The sequence below is a fragment of the Calothrix sp. NIES-2100 genome, assembly GCF_963875285.1.
Taxonomy (GTDB): Bacteria; Cyanobacteriota; Cyanobacteriia; order Cyanobacteriales; family Nostocaceae; genus Aulosira.
The window spans coordinates 4,351,145-4,365,986 of the sequence record NZ_CAWNLA010000001.1; the positions used below are offsets into that span (position 1 = coordinate 4,351,145).

At 39.6% G+C, this 14,842-nt stretch carries 18 protein-coding genes; all 18 read right to left on the reverse strand.

Annotated elements, in window-relative coordinates; all coding sequences use genetic code 11:
• Positions 1 to 16 precede the first annotated feature (16 nt).
• The 18 genes from AACU32_RS17745 to AACU32_RS17830 are packed head-to-tail and all read right to left on the reverse strand — an operon-like array spanning position 17 to position 14,842.
• Positions 17 to 625: a phage tail protein gene (locus AACU32_RS17745; RefSeq protein WP_096601778.1), complete on the reverse strand. Its 609-nt coding sequence runs from the start codon at positions 623 to 625 to the stop codon at positions 17 to 19.
• Positions 625 to 1,818, reverse strand: a complete 1,194-nt coding sequence (locus AACU32_RS17750; protein WP_096601781.1) for a baseplate J/gp47 family protein — start codon at positions 1,816 to 1,818, stop codon at positions 625 to 627. The genes AACU32_RS17745 and AACU32_RS17750 overlap by 1 nt, the downstream gene beginning before the upstream one ends.
• On the reverse strand, positions 1,815 to 2,159 hold the full coding sequence (locus tag AACU32_RS17755; protein WP_096601784.1) for a hypothetical protein: 345 nt from the start codon (positions 2,157 to 2,159) through the stop codon (positions 1,815 to 1,817). Before AACU32_RS17755 ends, AACU32_RS17750 begins: the two co-directional genes overlap by 4 nt.
• Before the next feature lie 32 nt (positions 2,160 to 2,191).
• A complete protein-coding gene (locus tag AACU32_RS17760; protein WP_096601786.1) occupies positions 2,192 to 2,896 on the reverse strand; it encodes a phage baseplate assembly protein V in 705 nt (234 codons plus the stop codon).
• A gap of 4 nt (positions 2,897 to 2,900) precedes the next feature.
• Positions 2,901 to 5,600, reverse strand: coding sequence for a peptidoglycan DD-metalloendopeptidase family protein (locus tag AACU32_RS17765; RefSeq protein WP_096601789.1), 2,700 nt, complete (start codon positions 5,598 to 5,600; stop codon positions 2,901 to 2,903).
• Positions 5,588 to 5,896 (reverse strand): LysM peptidoglycan-binding domain-containing protein, encoded by a 309-nt coding sequence (locus AACU32_RS17770; protein ID WP_096601792.1) that lies wholly within the window; start codon positions 5,894 to 5,896, stop codon positions 5,588 to 5,590. The genes AACU32_RS17765 and AACU32_RS17770 overlap by 13 nt, the downstream gene beginning before the upstream one ends.
• A complete protein-coding gene (locus AACU32_RS17775) occupies positions 5,893 to 6,672 on the reverse strand; it encodes a hypothetical protein (protein WP_096601795.1) in 780 nt (259 codons plus the stop codon). The genes AACU32_RS17770 and AACU32_RS17775 overlap by 4 nt, the downstream gene beginning before the upstream one ends.
• Positions 6,673 to 6,723: 51 nt before the next feature.
• Positions 6,724 to 8,886: a hypothetical protein gene (locus AACU32_RS17780; RefSeq protein WP_096601798.1), complete on the reverse strand. Its 2,163-nt coding sequence runs from the start codon at positions 8,884 to 8,886 to the stop codon at positions 6,724 to 6,726.
• Positions 8,876 to 9,052, reverse strand: a complete 177-nt coding sequence (locus AACU32_RS17785) for a hypothetical protein (RefSeq protein WP_339378025.1) — start codon at positions 9,050 to 9,052, stop codon at positions 8,876 to 8,878. The genes AACU32_RS17780 and AACU32_RS17785 overlap by 11 nt, the downstream gene beginning before the upstream one ends.
• A 49-nt stretch (positions 9,053 to 9,101) precedes the next feature.
• Entirely contained in the window at positions 9,102 to 9,524 is a 423-nt protein-coding gene (locus tag AACU32_RS17790) for a hypothetical protein (protein WP_096601804.1), read from the reverse strand.
• Positions 9,525 to 9,536: 12 nt separating this feature from the next.
• On the reverse strand, positions 9,537 to 9,998 hold the full coding sequence (locus tag AACU32_RS17795) for a hypothetical protein (RefSeq protein WP_096601807.1): 462 nt from the start codon (positions 9,996 to 9,998) through the stop codon (positions 9,537 to 9,539).
• A 22-nt stretch (positions 9,999 to 10,020) separates the two neighbouring features.
• Positions 10,021 to 11,499, reverse strand: coding sequence for a phage tail sheath subtilisin-like domain-containing protein (locus AACU32_RS17800; RefSeq protein WP_096601810.1), 1,479 nt, complete (start codon positions 11,497 to 11,499; stop codon positions 10,021 to 10,023).
• Between the two features lie 3 nt (positions 11,500 to 11,502).
• The gene (locus AACU32_RS17805; RefSeq protein WP_096601813.1) at positions 11,503 to 12,123 is read right to left on the reverse strand and encodes a hypothetical protein; all 621 of its coding nucleotides are present in this window, start codon (positions 12,121 to 12,123) and stop codon (positions 11,503 to 11,505) included.
• Positions 12,120 to 12,602: a hypothetical protein gene (locus tag AACU32_RS17810; RefSeq protein ID WP_096601816.1), complete on the reverse strand. Its 483-nt coding sequence runs from the start codon at positions 12,600 to 12,602 to the stop codon at positions 12,120 to 12,122. Before AACU32_RS17810 ends, AACU32_RS17805 begins: the two co-directional genes overlap by 4 nt.
• Complete coding sequence (locus AACU32_RS17815; RefSeq protein WP_096601819.1) at positions 12,599 to 12,916, reverse strand: HK97 gp10 family phage protein; 318 nt, start codon at positions 12,914 to 12,916, stop codon at positions 12,599 to 12,601. The genes AACU32_RS17810 and AACU32_RS17815 overlap by 4 nt, the downstream gene beginning before the upstream one ends.
• Before the next feature lie 6 nt (positions 12,917 to 12,922).
• The gene (locus AACU32_RS17820; RefSeq protein ID WP_096601822.1) at positions 12,923 to 13,270 is read right to left on the reverse strand and encodes a hypothetical protein; all 348 of its coding nucleotides are present in this window, start codon (positions 13,268 to 13,270) and stop codon (positions 12,923 to 12,925) included.
• 6 nt (positions 13,271 to 13,276) lie between these two features.
• Positions 13,277 to 14,233 carry a phage major capsid protein gene (locus AACU32_RS17825; protein WP_096601824.1) on the reverse strand — a complete coding sequence of 319 codons (957 nt, stop codon included), beginning with the start codon at positions 14,231 to 14,233 and terminating at the stop codon, positions 13,277 to 13,279.
• 15 nt (positions 14,234 to 14,248) lie between these two features.
• The gene (locus AACU32_RS17830; RefSeq protein WP_096601827.1) at positions 14,249 to 14,842 is read right to left on the reverse strand and encodes a phage scaffolding protein; all 594 of its coding nucleotides are present in this window, start codon (positions 14,840 to 14,842) and stop codon (positions 14,249 to 14,251) included.

The following is a 14,842-nucleotide window of genomic DNA, read 5'->3' on the forward strand; positions in this document are numbered from 1 at the left end:
ACTTATAATTAAATACTTATAGCATTAGATAGGTGAAGAGTTGGGTGTCATCAACTAGCAGGTAATCTCTGACAACTGAATCATCAAATTTAATCTCTGCCTTACACCAACACGGGCCAAACAATGTATTAATTTTCTCAACAAAGCTGACTACTGGTGTGTCTTTGTAAATTGTTTTTAGGTAGATAATATATTGCCAGGATGAGTTACCTAAAGCATCTTCCCCTAATTTAGACCGCCCAAATATAAAATCACCTTTAGATGCAATCTCATGCGCAATTTCAAAACATCTGAGAACAGTGCTTAGGCATTCCCTGGAACCTTTGTTATTCCATATCTTAGTGAAGGAATTAGACAATAGGTTTCGTTTATGACTTTCCAGCCAATTCTTGTTCCAATATATTCCTGTAAAGCCACACAATGGAGCAAGGAAATCTAACCAATTAGCATCACAGGTCAGGGGGTCGAGTTGTCTAGGTATATCATCAATTTTCCCTTTAGTGGAGATTAATAATTCATCCCAGAAAATTGTTAAATATCCTGTTACCGGGTTGTCTCTGTAAACTTCTGGTAATCTTGAGAAAATGGGGGCTTTTTCAACAACCCAAGCTTCGTATGTTTGCATTAAGCTCCTCCAGTGTCAAAATCAACTGGTTCACCACCACCACGAACAGACTCATAAATCACCCCATTATCATCAACCAATTTAATTAACAAACTATAAGGTGTTGGGAGAGTATACAGATTTGGTAGGGGTATATTTGTGGGGGAACCATTTAAGGTGAGTGTTTGAATATTAACTATCCCGCCAGTCAAGCGGAGGTGATATTCAACCTCATTCATAACAACATCTTGACCTACTGGGTATGTGGAAGGGTTAAGATAATTCTGATAAGCATCCCATAAATCAGCTATGGTTTGGTCAATATTCGCACCAGGAGTTAATTTAGCAATCAGAGATCCACTAATAGGTAGTAGATCCATAGGACTAACGTAAAGTATAGTTCCGAGTTGGATTCTTTTACTTAGTGAATTACTAACTAAATTAAGTTGAGCATCATTAGCTGGTTCTTGGTTGGCGTTGAGTAGGAATATATGTACAGCACCTAATTCCTCTTTTGTTTTGTCTTTGGATAGCAACCCGATAGCCTTGGCAACAGAACCTTCACCTAGAATAGTTTCGGCGGCTGTTTCATAATCATCGGCTGATACAAGACTTCTGACTCGCAACTCGGTTAAACCTCTGGCGATCGTTTGGTCTAATGTTTCTGTGTCAGTACCGCCAGAAGCAGGTTCAATGTTATTTACCTGAGAGAGAAAAGAAAGCGGTTGCGTGGGACTAGTTATTGTGTAGGCAGATAAATTATAAGCACTACCAACTTCCTCAGCCGTAGCGGTTACGGAACCCGAAGTTAGACCTGGAGGAATTACTAGGTTTGCATCTGTGAAAAATGAATAAATGCCAGATGAATCAACTACTTCAAAACCTTCTGGAATTGTGAAGGGAATACTTTGTGGAGAAGTAAGTGTGAAATTTAATGTAGTAACCGCTTTAGTGCCTAAACTCTGTTCTACTCCAGTTAATTTTAGAAATTTTACAACTAAAGCTAGAGGTAATTTATTAATGTAGTAAAGTAATTCTGAACCTGCAAAGGCTTGACCTTGAATTAAAGCAGCTATAGGTGAGTTTTCTGAGAAATCGTTGAGTTGACCCCCCGAAGCGTTGAATACTCTTACCTGCGCTTGGGATACCAAATCCTCTTCCGTTCTCTGGTCTAATACCACATCATCCAATGGGATTGAAGATATATCGCTCATAGTGTAACTGTTATTGTTTCGTCCTTATCTTCATAACTCCAATAGATATTAACAACTGCTTCGCCTTGGTCGCTGATATTCCCAGTTACCTGAAAATCAATCCCAGGTACGTAAGATATTAAACCTTCCCGAATTTCAGCAGATATGGTTGTCATATCTTGGATGGAATCAAACAATGGGTCTTGCATCCCGTATTGTGGGCGCATGACCCTTTCACGGGGCATTGTTAAAAGAAAAGATAATATATGACCTTTAAATAATTCCCCTTCCTGGGATACATCTAATGTACCCCTTACTTGATTAATACTTAATGGGAAAGAAATCCCTTTTGTAATAGCCATTCTAATAATTAGCTTTTGCGTAATTAAGTTAATTACCAGCCACGATTGGTAATAGTATCGCCGTGTGTGTCGGTAGCTCCAACTGTAGCAATTTGATGATTATTAATACTGAAGTTGGTTGCATTAACTACTTGAATACTTGCTCCATTGGCATCCCAGACCCATGCGTTGCCACCACTACCACCTAAAGTCCATTTATGACCATAAGCATCAGCTAAGGTCACAAAGCCTGCTTCAGACAACTCTAAGTAAGCCCCTGAATCAGTTTGGAATTTAATAGACTTACCAGCTTTTATAGTGATATCTTCAGCAGCACTGGTAGTAACTGTTTTGTTTACAGTTAGGTCATCATTGCCATTAATTTCCGTGCTTCTATTGCCTGGGATACTTTCAGAATAATCATTTTGTGCAGAGTCTTTACTTCTGGGTGGATTGGTTGCATTCACTACAGACAGGTAAAATCCATTAGTCTCTACACCGTCAATGTATAAAATTAAAACCGTTTGACCCACGGCTGGTAATGGTGGGTCAATTTGGGGATAAGGTAATATTCTTCGCAACCAATCACTTTCTAAGTTAGGGGAAGATGGCAGAGAAACTTTAATTCTGCGTTTATTCTCCGGGTCACTGTTGTTAGTCACAACAGCTAAAACTGGATACTGGTGTCTCCCCTGCTGGTCTAGCGCAATCTGAGAAGCTTTCTCTGCTGTTAACCAGAGTTCAAATAACTTTTCCATTTATTTAGAATTTGATAAATTTCTCAGGGTTGAGGTGTTGACCGTTCTTCCTAATCTCAAAGTGCAAGTGGGGGCCTGTTGAGTGTCCTGTATGGCCAGTTCTGCCAATCACTTGCCCTTGCTGTACAGTCCCAGAAGTAACTAAGACTTCGCTTAAATGAGCATATCTAGTCTGGTATCCATCTGCGTGGTCAAGGAATATAACATTTCCATACCCACCCCCACAACTGATATTACCAACCTGGCATCCCGCGACTACACCACTAATTGTTCCTGCTGCGGAAGCTCTCACAGGAGTACCAACCGAATCACCTAAATCAATACCTTTGTGATTAGGTCTTCTGGGATTGACGCTTCCATGTCTGCTAGTTACAACTCCCGGTGTTGGTCTAATAAAACCTGTGGAGTTTGTGGAACCAGAGGGGTTGTCTGGTATTACAGAGTTAGAAATTGATGTTACGGAAGGACTAGCGGAGTTAGAAGCATTCTTGTTTTTGATTGGGCTGTAGCAGGTTACTTTGGTAACAAAATTACCTGTTTGGTATTCATGACTAACTGTGTCCACAACCCACATCCTATCAAGGAAAGCCGATACACCTTTAGTAAGGAATGGAGTATCGGGATCTAAGGTTAAAGCTTCGGGAGTAGTGGGAAACTCAGCAGTAGCTATAATGCCTTTGATTCTGTTCTCATTAGCATTTCGCTCTGCATCTTGCTTATCAGTTGCACCATTTGTCTTTGGTGTTGGCAACGCAATGGGACTACCTGTAGTAGCGATCGCGCTATCACGACCAGTGCCAACTACATTCTCCTTTCTCTTCTGGATAACCTGACCTGAATCGGGGTCAATCTCATACTTTCTTTCGCCAGTTGTGTTGTTAGCACCGGGAGCAGAAGACCTAGCACCACCAGCAGAATCCTTTTGAGCTTGATGAGTAACTTGAAAACTAGTACCCATATTATCGCCGTACTCAAGGACAAATATCTGCTTATCCGCAGTAACTCCTTGTCTTGGCTGAATATATAAAGTTGCTCCTTTGGTGTAGACTCGGTAACCGATTCGCCTTGCTTCTATTAGTAGAGCTTCATAATCAGTTTGACCACGTTGCGGAAAATAAGTATATGTGGGGCCTTCCTCTGGCATCACGAGTGACATCCCGTAAGCAGACGTAATCCTCTGGGCTATCTTTCGGAAACTAATGTTAGTGTAAACAGTATTTTTAACTCGTTGAGTCAGCACCCATGATGCAGCCTGACCAGTGAACTCTAGCCCGTTCGGTTCAAAAAGTGAAAATTTTAAACCTACATGGATAAATGAGTATGCTGCTATGGTTTTACCGCCATACCCCATTTCAACAATAATTTGAGAACCAGCTAAGGTTGCCGAAGATGGAATATTTTCCTGAATGGGATTGGTAGAAGTAGATTCTGCTGCTTTAGTGGACTCTACTTTCCCTTCCTGGTAAAATTTGACTCGCTGGTTGTAGTAATTTCTTAATTCATTCAGCGGTCTTGTGGGTTGTCCATAAGGAGATCCAGGTAAGGAAGCCCAAATATCATTAACTTTTGCGATCGCAGAATCAAAATTACCAGTCTCAACATCGGTAAATGCATTTTGGTCAATGATCAATTTTGCTGCTGCTTTGTCTTGGGATAAGGGTGTAAAGTCAGGAAGATTTAAAGTCTTCTTCAGAGAAGCCCAAGTAGTATTAAGAAATTGATATCTGCCAGCAGCACTGGAACTATATCCTCCAGCAGTGATAACAATATTGGGGTGGTCTTTATAAGAAGAAAAAGTTCTACCAGAAAATATTGTGTTATATTTTGCACCCTCAGCATAACTAATGGTGTCCAAGAAAGCCTTCATGTTAACTGAGAGGCTGTTGTACACAGTGTATTCAGGCACAGACAACCCAGCGGCTGTGTTGCTTTTTGAGGTAATGGATTGTTCTTGAGCAACCTGCTGAATATTCTTATCTTTATTAGATGAGGCTGATGTTGTGGTTGCTCTTTCTATTAATTCAACTTTAACGTTGTTAAGAATGCCTATATTCAGCGCAGCTTGATACCCCTTAGTGTTAGTTAATTCATTAAAGGCTCTAGTGAATAAATCAATTCCTCTGTCAGCTAGCCGAGGATTTGGCCCCCAATCTTGTATTTCACAAACAACACTCTTGCCATTATCTAAGTTGGTGACTTTAACTTTATCCCCAAACTTTAAATAATCAATCATTCCTGTAGATCCAAATTGTCCTGCTGCTGATGGATTGTTATATCTCATTGCACAGCCTAAGATATTATCAGGGTCTAACTTATTACCTCTTGAACCAACACGGTCATTGAACAATGATGCTTTAGTACTCTGAAATATCACTCTACCTGACTTATCAGAAGCGTCAATAACTGAGTTGCTAATAGAAGATACGTTCGTGTTTTGTGTGGTGCTGGGGGCTTCTACAGGGTCTAATCCACCCACTTTTTCTATATAAGTGAAATACTTATCAACTAAACTCCTGTCAGGGTCTAATACAGTAAAACTACAGCTAGATTGGACTTTACCTTCCCCAAGAGTTACTGATGCTTTAATTAACTTCTCATCACCAATAATGAAAGTATCTCCGGCTTGTTCTCCTAACTTCCCTATAGTTATTTTAATATAGGGATCGAGTAGCCTTTGTGATTGTTTGCTATTTACAGTACCCATCCGATAAGCCTATATTCCTTCTCACCAATTGAGTCAACAACACTCTTAGTAAGAGCAGATAAGTCTAAATCCTTGAGTACTTTATCTACTTCACTAGTGACTGCCTTCTTGAGACTGTCTTCTACCTCTTTGGCTGTAGGTATTTTTATAGTTCTACCGATTTCTATAGCTTTGAAGATATCTAAATCATTCATTTCGGCTAATTCTCTCCACTGAGAATAATCACCCATAACTTCATTAGATATATTTGCCAGCGAATCACCAACATTAATTTGTAGTGTTGTAGGTCTGATCATTTGCGTAACCCCAACGTGTTGGTACTAGTGTCTAAAACACCATCCTGATAAATGCCAATAGTCCCAAGAGTTTGGGATTTTAAATTAAATAATGTAACTACACCAGTGTTTGATGTAGATAATTTGTAAGCATTAATTCTCACAAGAGAGGATATGGTGTCTGGTAGTTTTTTAATATTCTGATTTAGCCATTTTTTAGCCTTAGAAGCTGCATCTTCCTTCTGTCTATCTGTTAGTACCTTAGACTTATTTATGGCAGCACGAAGACGATTCTCAGAGGATTCTGCTACAGCCTTATTAGGTAATTGACTTAAAGGTATCTCCAGAAAAGTTATATCAACACGGGCAGAAGCAACCTCACCGTTTAACCAACTTGTTTCTTTCCAACTCAAATCAGTAATGACGGCTGGGCCAAAGGAATCCTTACCCCATTTAAAGTAAACAGGAGAGGGGGCATATTTGCCTTTCAAGGGGTCAGCTATCATTAATGCTTGTAATTTATCTAAAAGCAACTGACATGTCTTCCTGCGCGAATAACTCTCTAGTATTAAGTCAGATATTTGAAGAGTTAAGCCTTTTGTACACCTGTAGAATTGTGAGGGTGTGGAGGTTAATGCTGTGGTTCCTTCATCATATTTAGCTTGTCTTGTAAAAGACTTTTCCTCTGGATTAAATAAAAAAGTAAAAACAGATTTATTCAATTCATCCACAAGATAAGCATAAATACCCTCTACCTTATCTGCTGGATTTAAACCAGAAATTACTGATTCATTCATAATTTTTAAATATAAAAAAACTCCCCTACTTTTTGGTAGTAGGGGAAATCGTTATGTTGTAGCGGTTGAAAAATGTGTTTGGGAGTATTTTAAAAACCGTTGTTCAAGATGCTTGAACATATCATTTACTAATTCTTCAGCATCTGTGGCTTGACTATATATAATTATATTCCCTATATTTAATCCGCCTCTACCACCAAGATTATTAAGTAAATTAGCTTGCTGTCGTTGTGTGAGTATTGCTTCTGAAGTATTAGCAACAACCAACCCGGAACCAGGAGGTGCATTTCTTCTCTCTCTGGCAAGGGATGCTAATAAACCACTAGACATCCCGGATGCAGCATTTGGCACTAATGTCTGGGCTGAACTTAATCCAGAGTTGGCTGTATTCGTGCTTGGGTTGTATCCAGGAATTTTGGATAATAAATTATTAAAATATCCTTGAATACCATTAAAGAACCCAAGGACAGAAGATACAACATTGTTCCATATAGTTACCACATCCTTCCAAAGGTTGGTAACCCCCTCAACCATGAAAGCAAAAAATTCATTAAATAATTTAGTGAGGTTGTTCCATACAGTTACTACATCTTTCCAAAGGTTGGTGATCCCCTCTGCAATAAAAGCAAAAAGATCATTGAATGCTTTAGTGATATCATTCCATTTGGCTCTGAATACAGCAATAAGACCAACAATTAAAGCTGCAATTCCCGCCGTTAGAGTTCCAATAGCTGCTGTGGGTACACCAGCAAAAAACAAACCAGCAGCAATAAGTAATCCTGCTAACCCTGCTAAAATAGCTGCTCCAACTACCTTTAATATCTCAACACTTAATTTTCCCCAATCCAAAAGCAATAGAAAAGCACCTAAACCATCAAGTAGGGCTCCTATTAAGTTACCCCAATCAATTTTGCTTATAACATCTAAAACTATGTTGGTTATAACAGCCAGAACAGCACCTATCCCCTTGAATAACGTACTCCAATCAATAGAGTTTAATGCGTCTATGATTTTGGTTAGTAACTGACTCAACTGGGAGGTATCTATCTTAAATCCACTCAGAAATGTTGATATACTTTGTTGTGCATATTTTATTGCACCTTGATAATTTATATCAAGGAGAGCTTTGACAGCAGAATTTATAAAATTTGATAGGGAAGAACCAATATCAGTAAAATTTATACTTCCTAGAATATTATCTAAACTACCGCTGGATAATATTCCTTGAAGAAAAGTATTTAAATTATTAATCCAAACAGTTAGATTTTGAATGCCACCCCTCAAGCCTTCCAGGAAAGAGGTATCCTTTATTCCTATTAAATTTAAAGCCCTTCCAATGGTAGCAAATAAACCATCATTACCAATCAAAGCTCTTAAGGTGTCATTGAATGCACTTAATACAGATTGGTTGCCTGCTGTTTTCTCATCCAAATCCCTTAGCAACCCGAAGATACCTTGTGATGGATTGAAGAGTTTATCTTTTAGGGACTCTAGCAACCCGCTAACTGAGTTGGAGGCAGCATTTATGGTTTCTGGGGTAACTAATTGAGACTGAACAGCTTTTAATATTTCTGTTCTTTCTTTAACTGTTAATTGCTCTAATTTCTTACCACTCTCCGCTAATCTCTTTTCTACTAAGCTCAAGAATGCTGGGTTAGATTCAGCGAAGATTAACTGGCGCAACTCGGATATAGAACTACCACCTAGAAACTTAGCTGTGAATTTAGAAACATCCTTACTAGCTACATTAGAAGCAGCAGCCAGGAATCCCATCCCTCTGGTGATCTCTGTTAATCCATCAAGGAAAGCACCTTCATTTAGGACACCGTTAGCATCAACGAATGCTGGAACAAGATTGTCTTGGATGCCTAATGCAAGGTCTTTGTATGCTTGCGTGGAGCCGGGAAGGGCAGCAGCAATTTTATTTAATCTTTCATCTAATACAGCAAATACCCTTTCTGAATCTTTGAAGCTTCTCCCAGTAAGGGCTGCATAAGTAGAAGCTGCGGTAATATTATTTAATTGTAAGTCTGCTGCTTCCTTAAATTTAGCATTTAAAGCTGACAACCCAGCGGATACCCCAGCAAACAAAGTCTGAGATAGTAATTGTGCCCTGAAGGTTGCCCCCTCAAGGCTTTTATTTAAATTATTAATTACACCAGATGCAGCGTCTTTGGCATTTAGCGTGATCGTGATGTTATTATTATTCGGCATCGAAGAATTCTACTCCCTGCATATCCCACTGCTCCAATTTCTTCTCAGGAGGATTTTGTTTTTTCTTTAAATCAATAAAGATATATAAATGTAATAAGCAATCAGATATTTCCATATCCAAGAGCCTAAAGTAAGCTTCGGTTATTTTTCCACCGCAAGCTATCATCAGGTTTTGTAATAAATCAGATATTGTAAATGCAGGGAGAGATTGAACACTAACGTACAGCTTTGCTCGCAATAGCATCAAGCTTATCTCGAAAGCATGAGATGGCTGCTGCCAGCCTCTCTAAATCCGTAAACTCCAACTCATCCAGCAGGTAATCAAAGGACACTTTATCTAAAGTACCAAACTTGGTGATACAGAGTGAAGCTAATTTAATTGCTATAAAAGACTCAGTTTTATACTCAGGTTCTGCTGTTTTTATAAAACTCTCCAGTAAAAGAAATTGTCTTGTTTTAGGAGATTTCATCACCACCGGAGTGCTATCTTCTAACTGAAAGCTAACTGTGCCTTCATCTGGATTAAAATCAGCTTTGAATTCATCTGATTCAATTGATTCAGTTGGCAACACAGGAGTACCACTAATTAAATTAGGGGTATCCTGCTTTAAACCATCAACCGCTACTCTTCTAGTCATTATCTCTTACCTTTATTTAAGTTCCGCGCTTTCCAAACTGAATTCAATTTGTAGCGTTGTTACTTTTGAACCATCAGAAGTATCAACACCATCTGCACAAGACCAGCTAGAGATTCTGCATCCAGATAAATACCAGGCTTTATTACCACGGAAAGTATCTGTTCCTTGGGCGTTGGTTACTTTTTTAACTGGGCGCAACACAAGGTCAAATATGCTTCCATCTTCGTGCTGCTTGATAAAATCAATGGCAGTTTGGTCTTTCTCTGGGTCGTATGGTTTGCTAATTGTTACTGGCTGATACTCTCGTGTACCACCATCAGCCATACGGGTAGTGTTAGACAAACCATCGTTATAAGAAGCCCGTTTGTAACTAACTTTAACTCCACTGAATGATGTCCAATAAATATTATTCAACCCAGCAATCGTAATCAGAAAATCACTGTTGCTGATTGGGGAAATGTCCTGCAATCTCATTATTAAATTATCCTCAAATTACTTATACTGCTGGCTGAATCAACTGGGATTGTACTTGGTCTTGGTTGAGTGGTAGAGTACCAATGCTTACGCGAATGGTGTTAATTAGTAATCGTTCCATCGGGGGTGTTGGAACAACGTAAACCTCAAGGATCACACTACCTTGCTCTAATATTTCAGGTGGGTTATTTTCAAAATCACACTTAATTTCAAAAGCATCAGCTTCAGTTGCACCAAACAAGGCTTTACCACGCCATAAGCGAGAACATAAAGCACTAGCAGTTTGGGCTATTGTGTTCAGGAGAATGCCTTGACCATCAATTACAGAGAAAAGGTCATTGTCAAAAGATGAACGCAAGGAACCATTCAAGACATTCATGACAACACGAGTGGACAGAAATGTATAGAACTCAGAAGTGGAGCGAGTTCTCATTGCCCATACACAAATACCTTTATTGCGCAAATTGCGAATAATATTAATACCCAACGGGTTTAATACTTCTTGTTGTTGAGTATTAACTTTAGTCACAACATCCTTGACACCCAGAACTGGAAATCGACTACCAGCAGGGGGCTGTTGAAAACCTTCTTCACGATATCGGCGTGTGGCAACACCAGCTACAGCAGAAGAAGGAGGAACTACACCATCTTCCAAATCTGTTAGGTAAGGGTAATAGAAGCCACTGTGACCTTGTGGGCTTGTGTAGAGAATACCTTCAGCTTGAGCTTCAGCTACAGTCAACCCAGTACCAGAATCGATTAATGCAACCCAATCATAAGCTTCATCTGAAGCTAGTGATTCCATTGCGTTGCCAACAGCTAAACGATCAGATTGAGTTGCGAGTAGTTGGAATGCTTCAGGAGCAATTATAAAACCCTGATTCCATCCGTCTTCTGCATCAAAAGAATTTTCAATTGCAAAAACATAATCTGTGGCTGCTGGTGTGGTGAGATTAAGGGCAGCTACAGACAAATTAGAACCAACAGTAACAGTTAGGTTAGCTTGGGGGTCATCAGCCCGTACAACTACCTTATCTGTAGTGCTGCCAGCAACGGCTGTAACTGCACTAGCTACAGAAGAATTATTAACAGCAGCTAATATACCGGAAGCAACACTAGCTAGAGTAGGTGCTGGGCTGGCGGGAGCAGTGTATGTAACGGTAGTTCCATTAATTGTGGCTGTATAAGCACCAGATACAGCAGAACTAACGGTAATTGTATATCTCTTAGCAATGGGTGAGCGTACAAAATAAAGAATGCCACGCTTGTCATTGCGAAAGAATAATTTAACAGCAGCCTCACTAGGAGATGCACCAAATACGTTTGTAAAATCAGTTAATGAAGTTACTTGAGTCGGGGATAAATAACTCCCGGAAGCCGAAGAACCAATCATATAAACTGATTCAAAAGAAGCAATTTCTAATGATCTGTATCCATAGGTAGATTCTACTACCCTTACGCCTGGTGCTTTAAACGAGCTAAAAGCGTTAATATTTGTCATAATTTAAGGATTTATCTTAATTTCTGAGTCGAGAATATATGTTGAGGGGTCTGAGGTCTTAAACCGCTGTTTTGCTCGGTTAATACGAATATTTACTTCCTCAATAGCAGGAGGGTCATCAAATTCATAATAGTCAGGGGGCTGCAAATCTGTTAGGTCGGGGATGGTTGTGGTGTTAAATTCAACGTCGAAACCAAAGTTCAAATAGACAACCCAATCCCCTTCTGCATTTAAATCCTCAGTCCGTGCAACCGTAACAGCGTCTTCTAAATCTGCTGGGGCAAATGAGGTTATATTAGAATCTGGTGTTTGCAGTAGAGATAGTAATTGTAAATATGACAACATTCCTTCCAATGCTGGAAAGGGAAGGTCATGAAAACTTAATTGACCAGGAAACCTATAAGCAATTCTGTAGGGAAATCGTGCTTTAGTCTTAATAAGGTTGAACCCTTCCTTGTAATGAAATACATTCTGAATAGGAAGGGCGATCGCAGAACAAGCAGGCAGGGTGTTAGAAAGAATCTGTGTGTACAACTGGTCTGGATAATCTAAACCCCAGTAATCAATCCTGACCCTAATTGATAAAAATTCTGATATTCGTTCCCGAACATCTTGGATATTCATGTGGTTTTCTTACTGTCTGATTCTCTTCTGAGGATAATTTTCCACAAGGTAGGGTCATTCTCCATCAGCGCAAGCAGCTTATAAGGTTTCACCCCGTTGATCTCTTTTGTGGTTGGATTGCTATAAACCACCTGATTATTATTAACTGGTGGTTCTAATATAAAAATTGCTCTTGTTGGTGCGCTTGGAAGGAAAAGTGATTTAGTGAAGGTTCTAGGAATTTCTACCTGCAAATCATTAACAGATAAATAAATAGAATCTGCACCCTCAATAGATACCTGCAAGTTGGCAAACCGTGGAGAAATATTCACAGCATAAGGCCGAGGTAGTATCAGCGTGTCTGTTATCTCCACAAGCCGTGTTGTTGTATTTAAAGTACTATGCCTTACAAGTAAATATCTACGCTGAGGCAACCCAAGCCGTTCTTCTACAGCAGCTATCTTCCCCTCTACTTCAGCAAGTTTGGTGTAGAGACTCATTGAACTTTACTCTTGATTAATTTCTGAGCATTAGCAATAAGCTTCTCCTGTACATCAGGAACCGTCTTGGATACCATACCAACCCGCTTCTCAACGAATGGGGCATAAAGTGTTGGGTTGTCTACTCTTATTGCTGATTTAGTGGCTGAAATAACCCACCCTGCCTTTAACCTTCCAGTTTTAACAGGAGTTAGGTTTTTAATTCTATTTTGTGCCCAATCTGCTGTTTCTTCTAAAGCACCACTTAATATTTGTTTAACTATCCCGCGTTTTTCAAATATCGGGCCTGATGTTTTTATGTGGTAGGAAAACATTAGATTTTACCAGTAAACTTTAGGTAAATTAATAGAGTATGGGTTGTACTCAACAGCAACACAGAGAATGTGGGCTAACTCCCTCAACAACCTACTGCCCTCACTCTTTAGATGTCTAACGTGCTGGGCATATGATAATTTTGTACTTCTGGATTCGGTAACATAACTCGTATCCATTGCCTCTTTTAATTTGGCATTAATGGCATCTAAATCATCCAGAATTACTAAAGCACGGTCATACACCACTTGAGGAAAATTAGTAGATAACTGACTATGAACTACTGAGGCAATGGGGGCGTTATACCCCAACACCATCTCTAATTTTTCTACCTGAGTTGTAGTGAAGTTAGCCATTATTCTCTACTGAGTGATTTTTTCTAGGCAAGCCACACCTTTAGCTCTGTTATGCACCTTCAACTGGGGCTTGAGGTAAATAGCGTAGTTCTCAGAATCTGGATTTGAAGTCTGTATTTCTGCAACAGCAACCTGCATACCTTCTCTTGAGTCCGTGTTGTTTTGATTGAAAGTGTACAAAGCAACTTCAGGTTCATTTACAAAGTACAAAGTGTTGTTGGGGCAGTATGGGTCTTGGATAATTGGGCGACCTGCATAGCTTACACCTGTGTAGCCGAGGTCAACTTGACCGGGGGGTAGCTGGCTTACAAAACCAGTATTAGCATTAAACAGTAATTTGTACTTAGCAATAATTTCTGGGCAAGCATAAATTGCGGTAAAGTTACCACCTTTGCGTGCGATCGCAGTTTCCATTGCAAGCAGCAAATCGGCAGACAAAGCACGGTTGCTAGCATTAGTATTCAACACAGCAGACCAAGCTGAATATGTGCCGGGGTCAATGTTTGCATAACTACCAGCAGCAACTACAGTACCCAGACCAATTAGACCACCATGACCAGCAATACCTGTACCAGTGTAAAGACGGTCAGATAGAGTCTCCATGAGGGTTCTTAAAGCACTTTGGATTTCAAGTGCATACAAGTCACGCAAAGCACCACGACCAGCAGCAGCAGCTTCAGCGCGGTCTTCTTTTTGAATTTGGAAAGAACTACGAAGACGGTTGGTTCCAATAGCCAAGGAAGCACCAATAATGCTGTCTTCGGAATAAGTAGTAATGTTAGCTGTGGTTGCTTCACCAACTGCTGCTGCACCACCAACATTTGCGTTCCATTTAATCGTCTTTTGAGAAGTGATTTTCTTCTGCAAGCGGCTCAACATTGGGTAATAACCCAATTGCAGAGCAGCAACTTCTTCTTCTACCAAAAGCATCAAACTTTTGGTTACATCAGCAATAACTGCCATAATTTAAATTCTTTTTTAGTCGTTAAGATTGGATATTGCATCAAATAACAAATCCGCAGCTTTAGGTTTCGTACCTGGGGTAGCTGGAGTTGTTTTTGTTTCTTGTGATGAGGAACCATTCACTCCACTAGGAGGTACAAAGAATTTTCCTTCATCTGTGTTTAGATAATTTTTAACAGCGTCATCTAAACCAATGATATTTCCACCCTTATCAACGAACCAATTACCTTCTTCTTCCTTAAGTAAACTCTCATGCTCTAACATGAATAATTTGTGGAAGGTGGGCGCACTGAGAGCGTTAGTTTTAGAGATTGCAGAAGAAACAGCTTGCGATCGCTTTGCAGCAAATGCCTGTTTATCTTTCTCTGTTAACTGAGTTTGTAAATCGCTAATCTGTTGTTGAAGTGCTTTCAAGGATAGTTTTTCTTTAGGTTCCTCAGAATCACCTTCTGTAGACAACACAGGGGTTGGGGATGTAGTTAGCTTCTTGATTTCTTTAGTAAGGGAAGCCGCGAGTCCTTGATTCTTTTTATCAACTTCAGATAGTAATTCTGTTTTAATCTCAGTTAAACTCTCTGTGAGTAATTGCTTGATTTCTTCAGGTGTCAT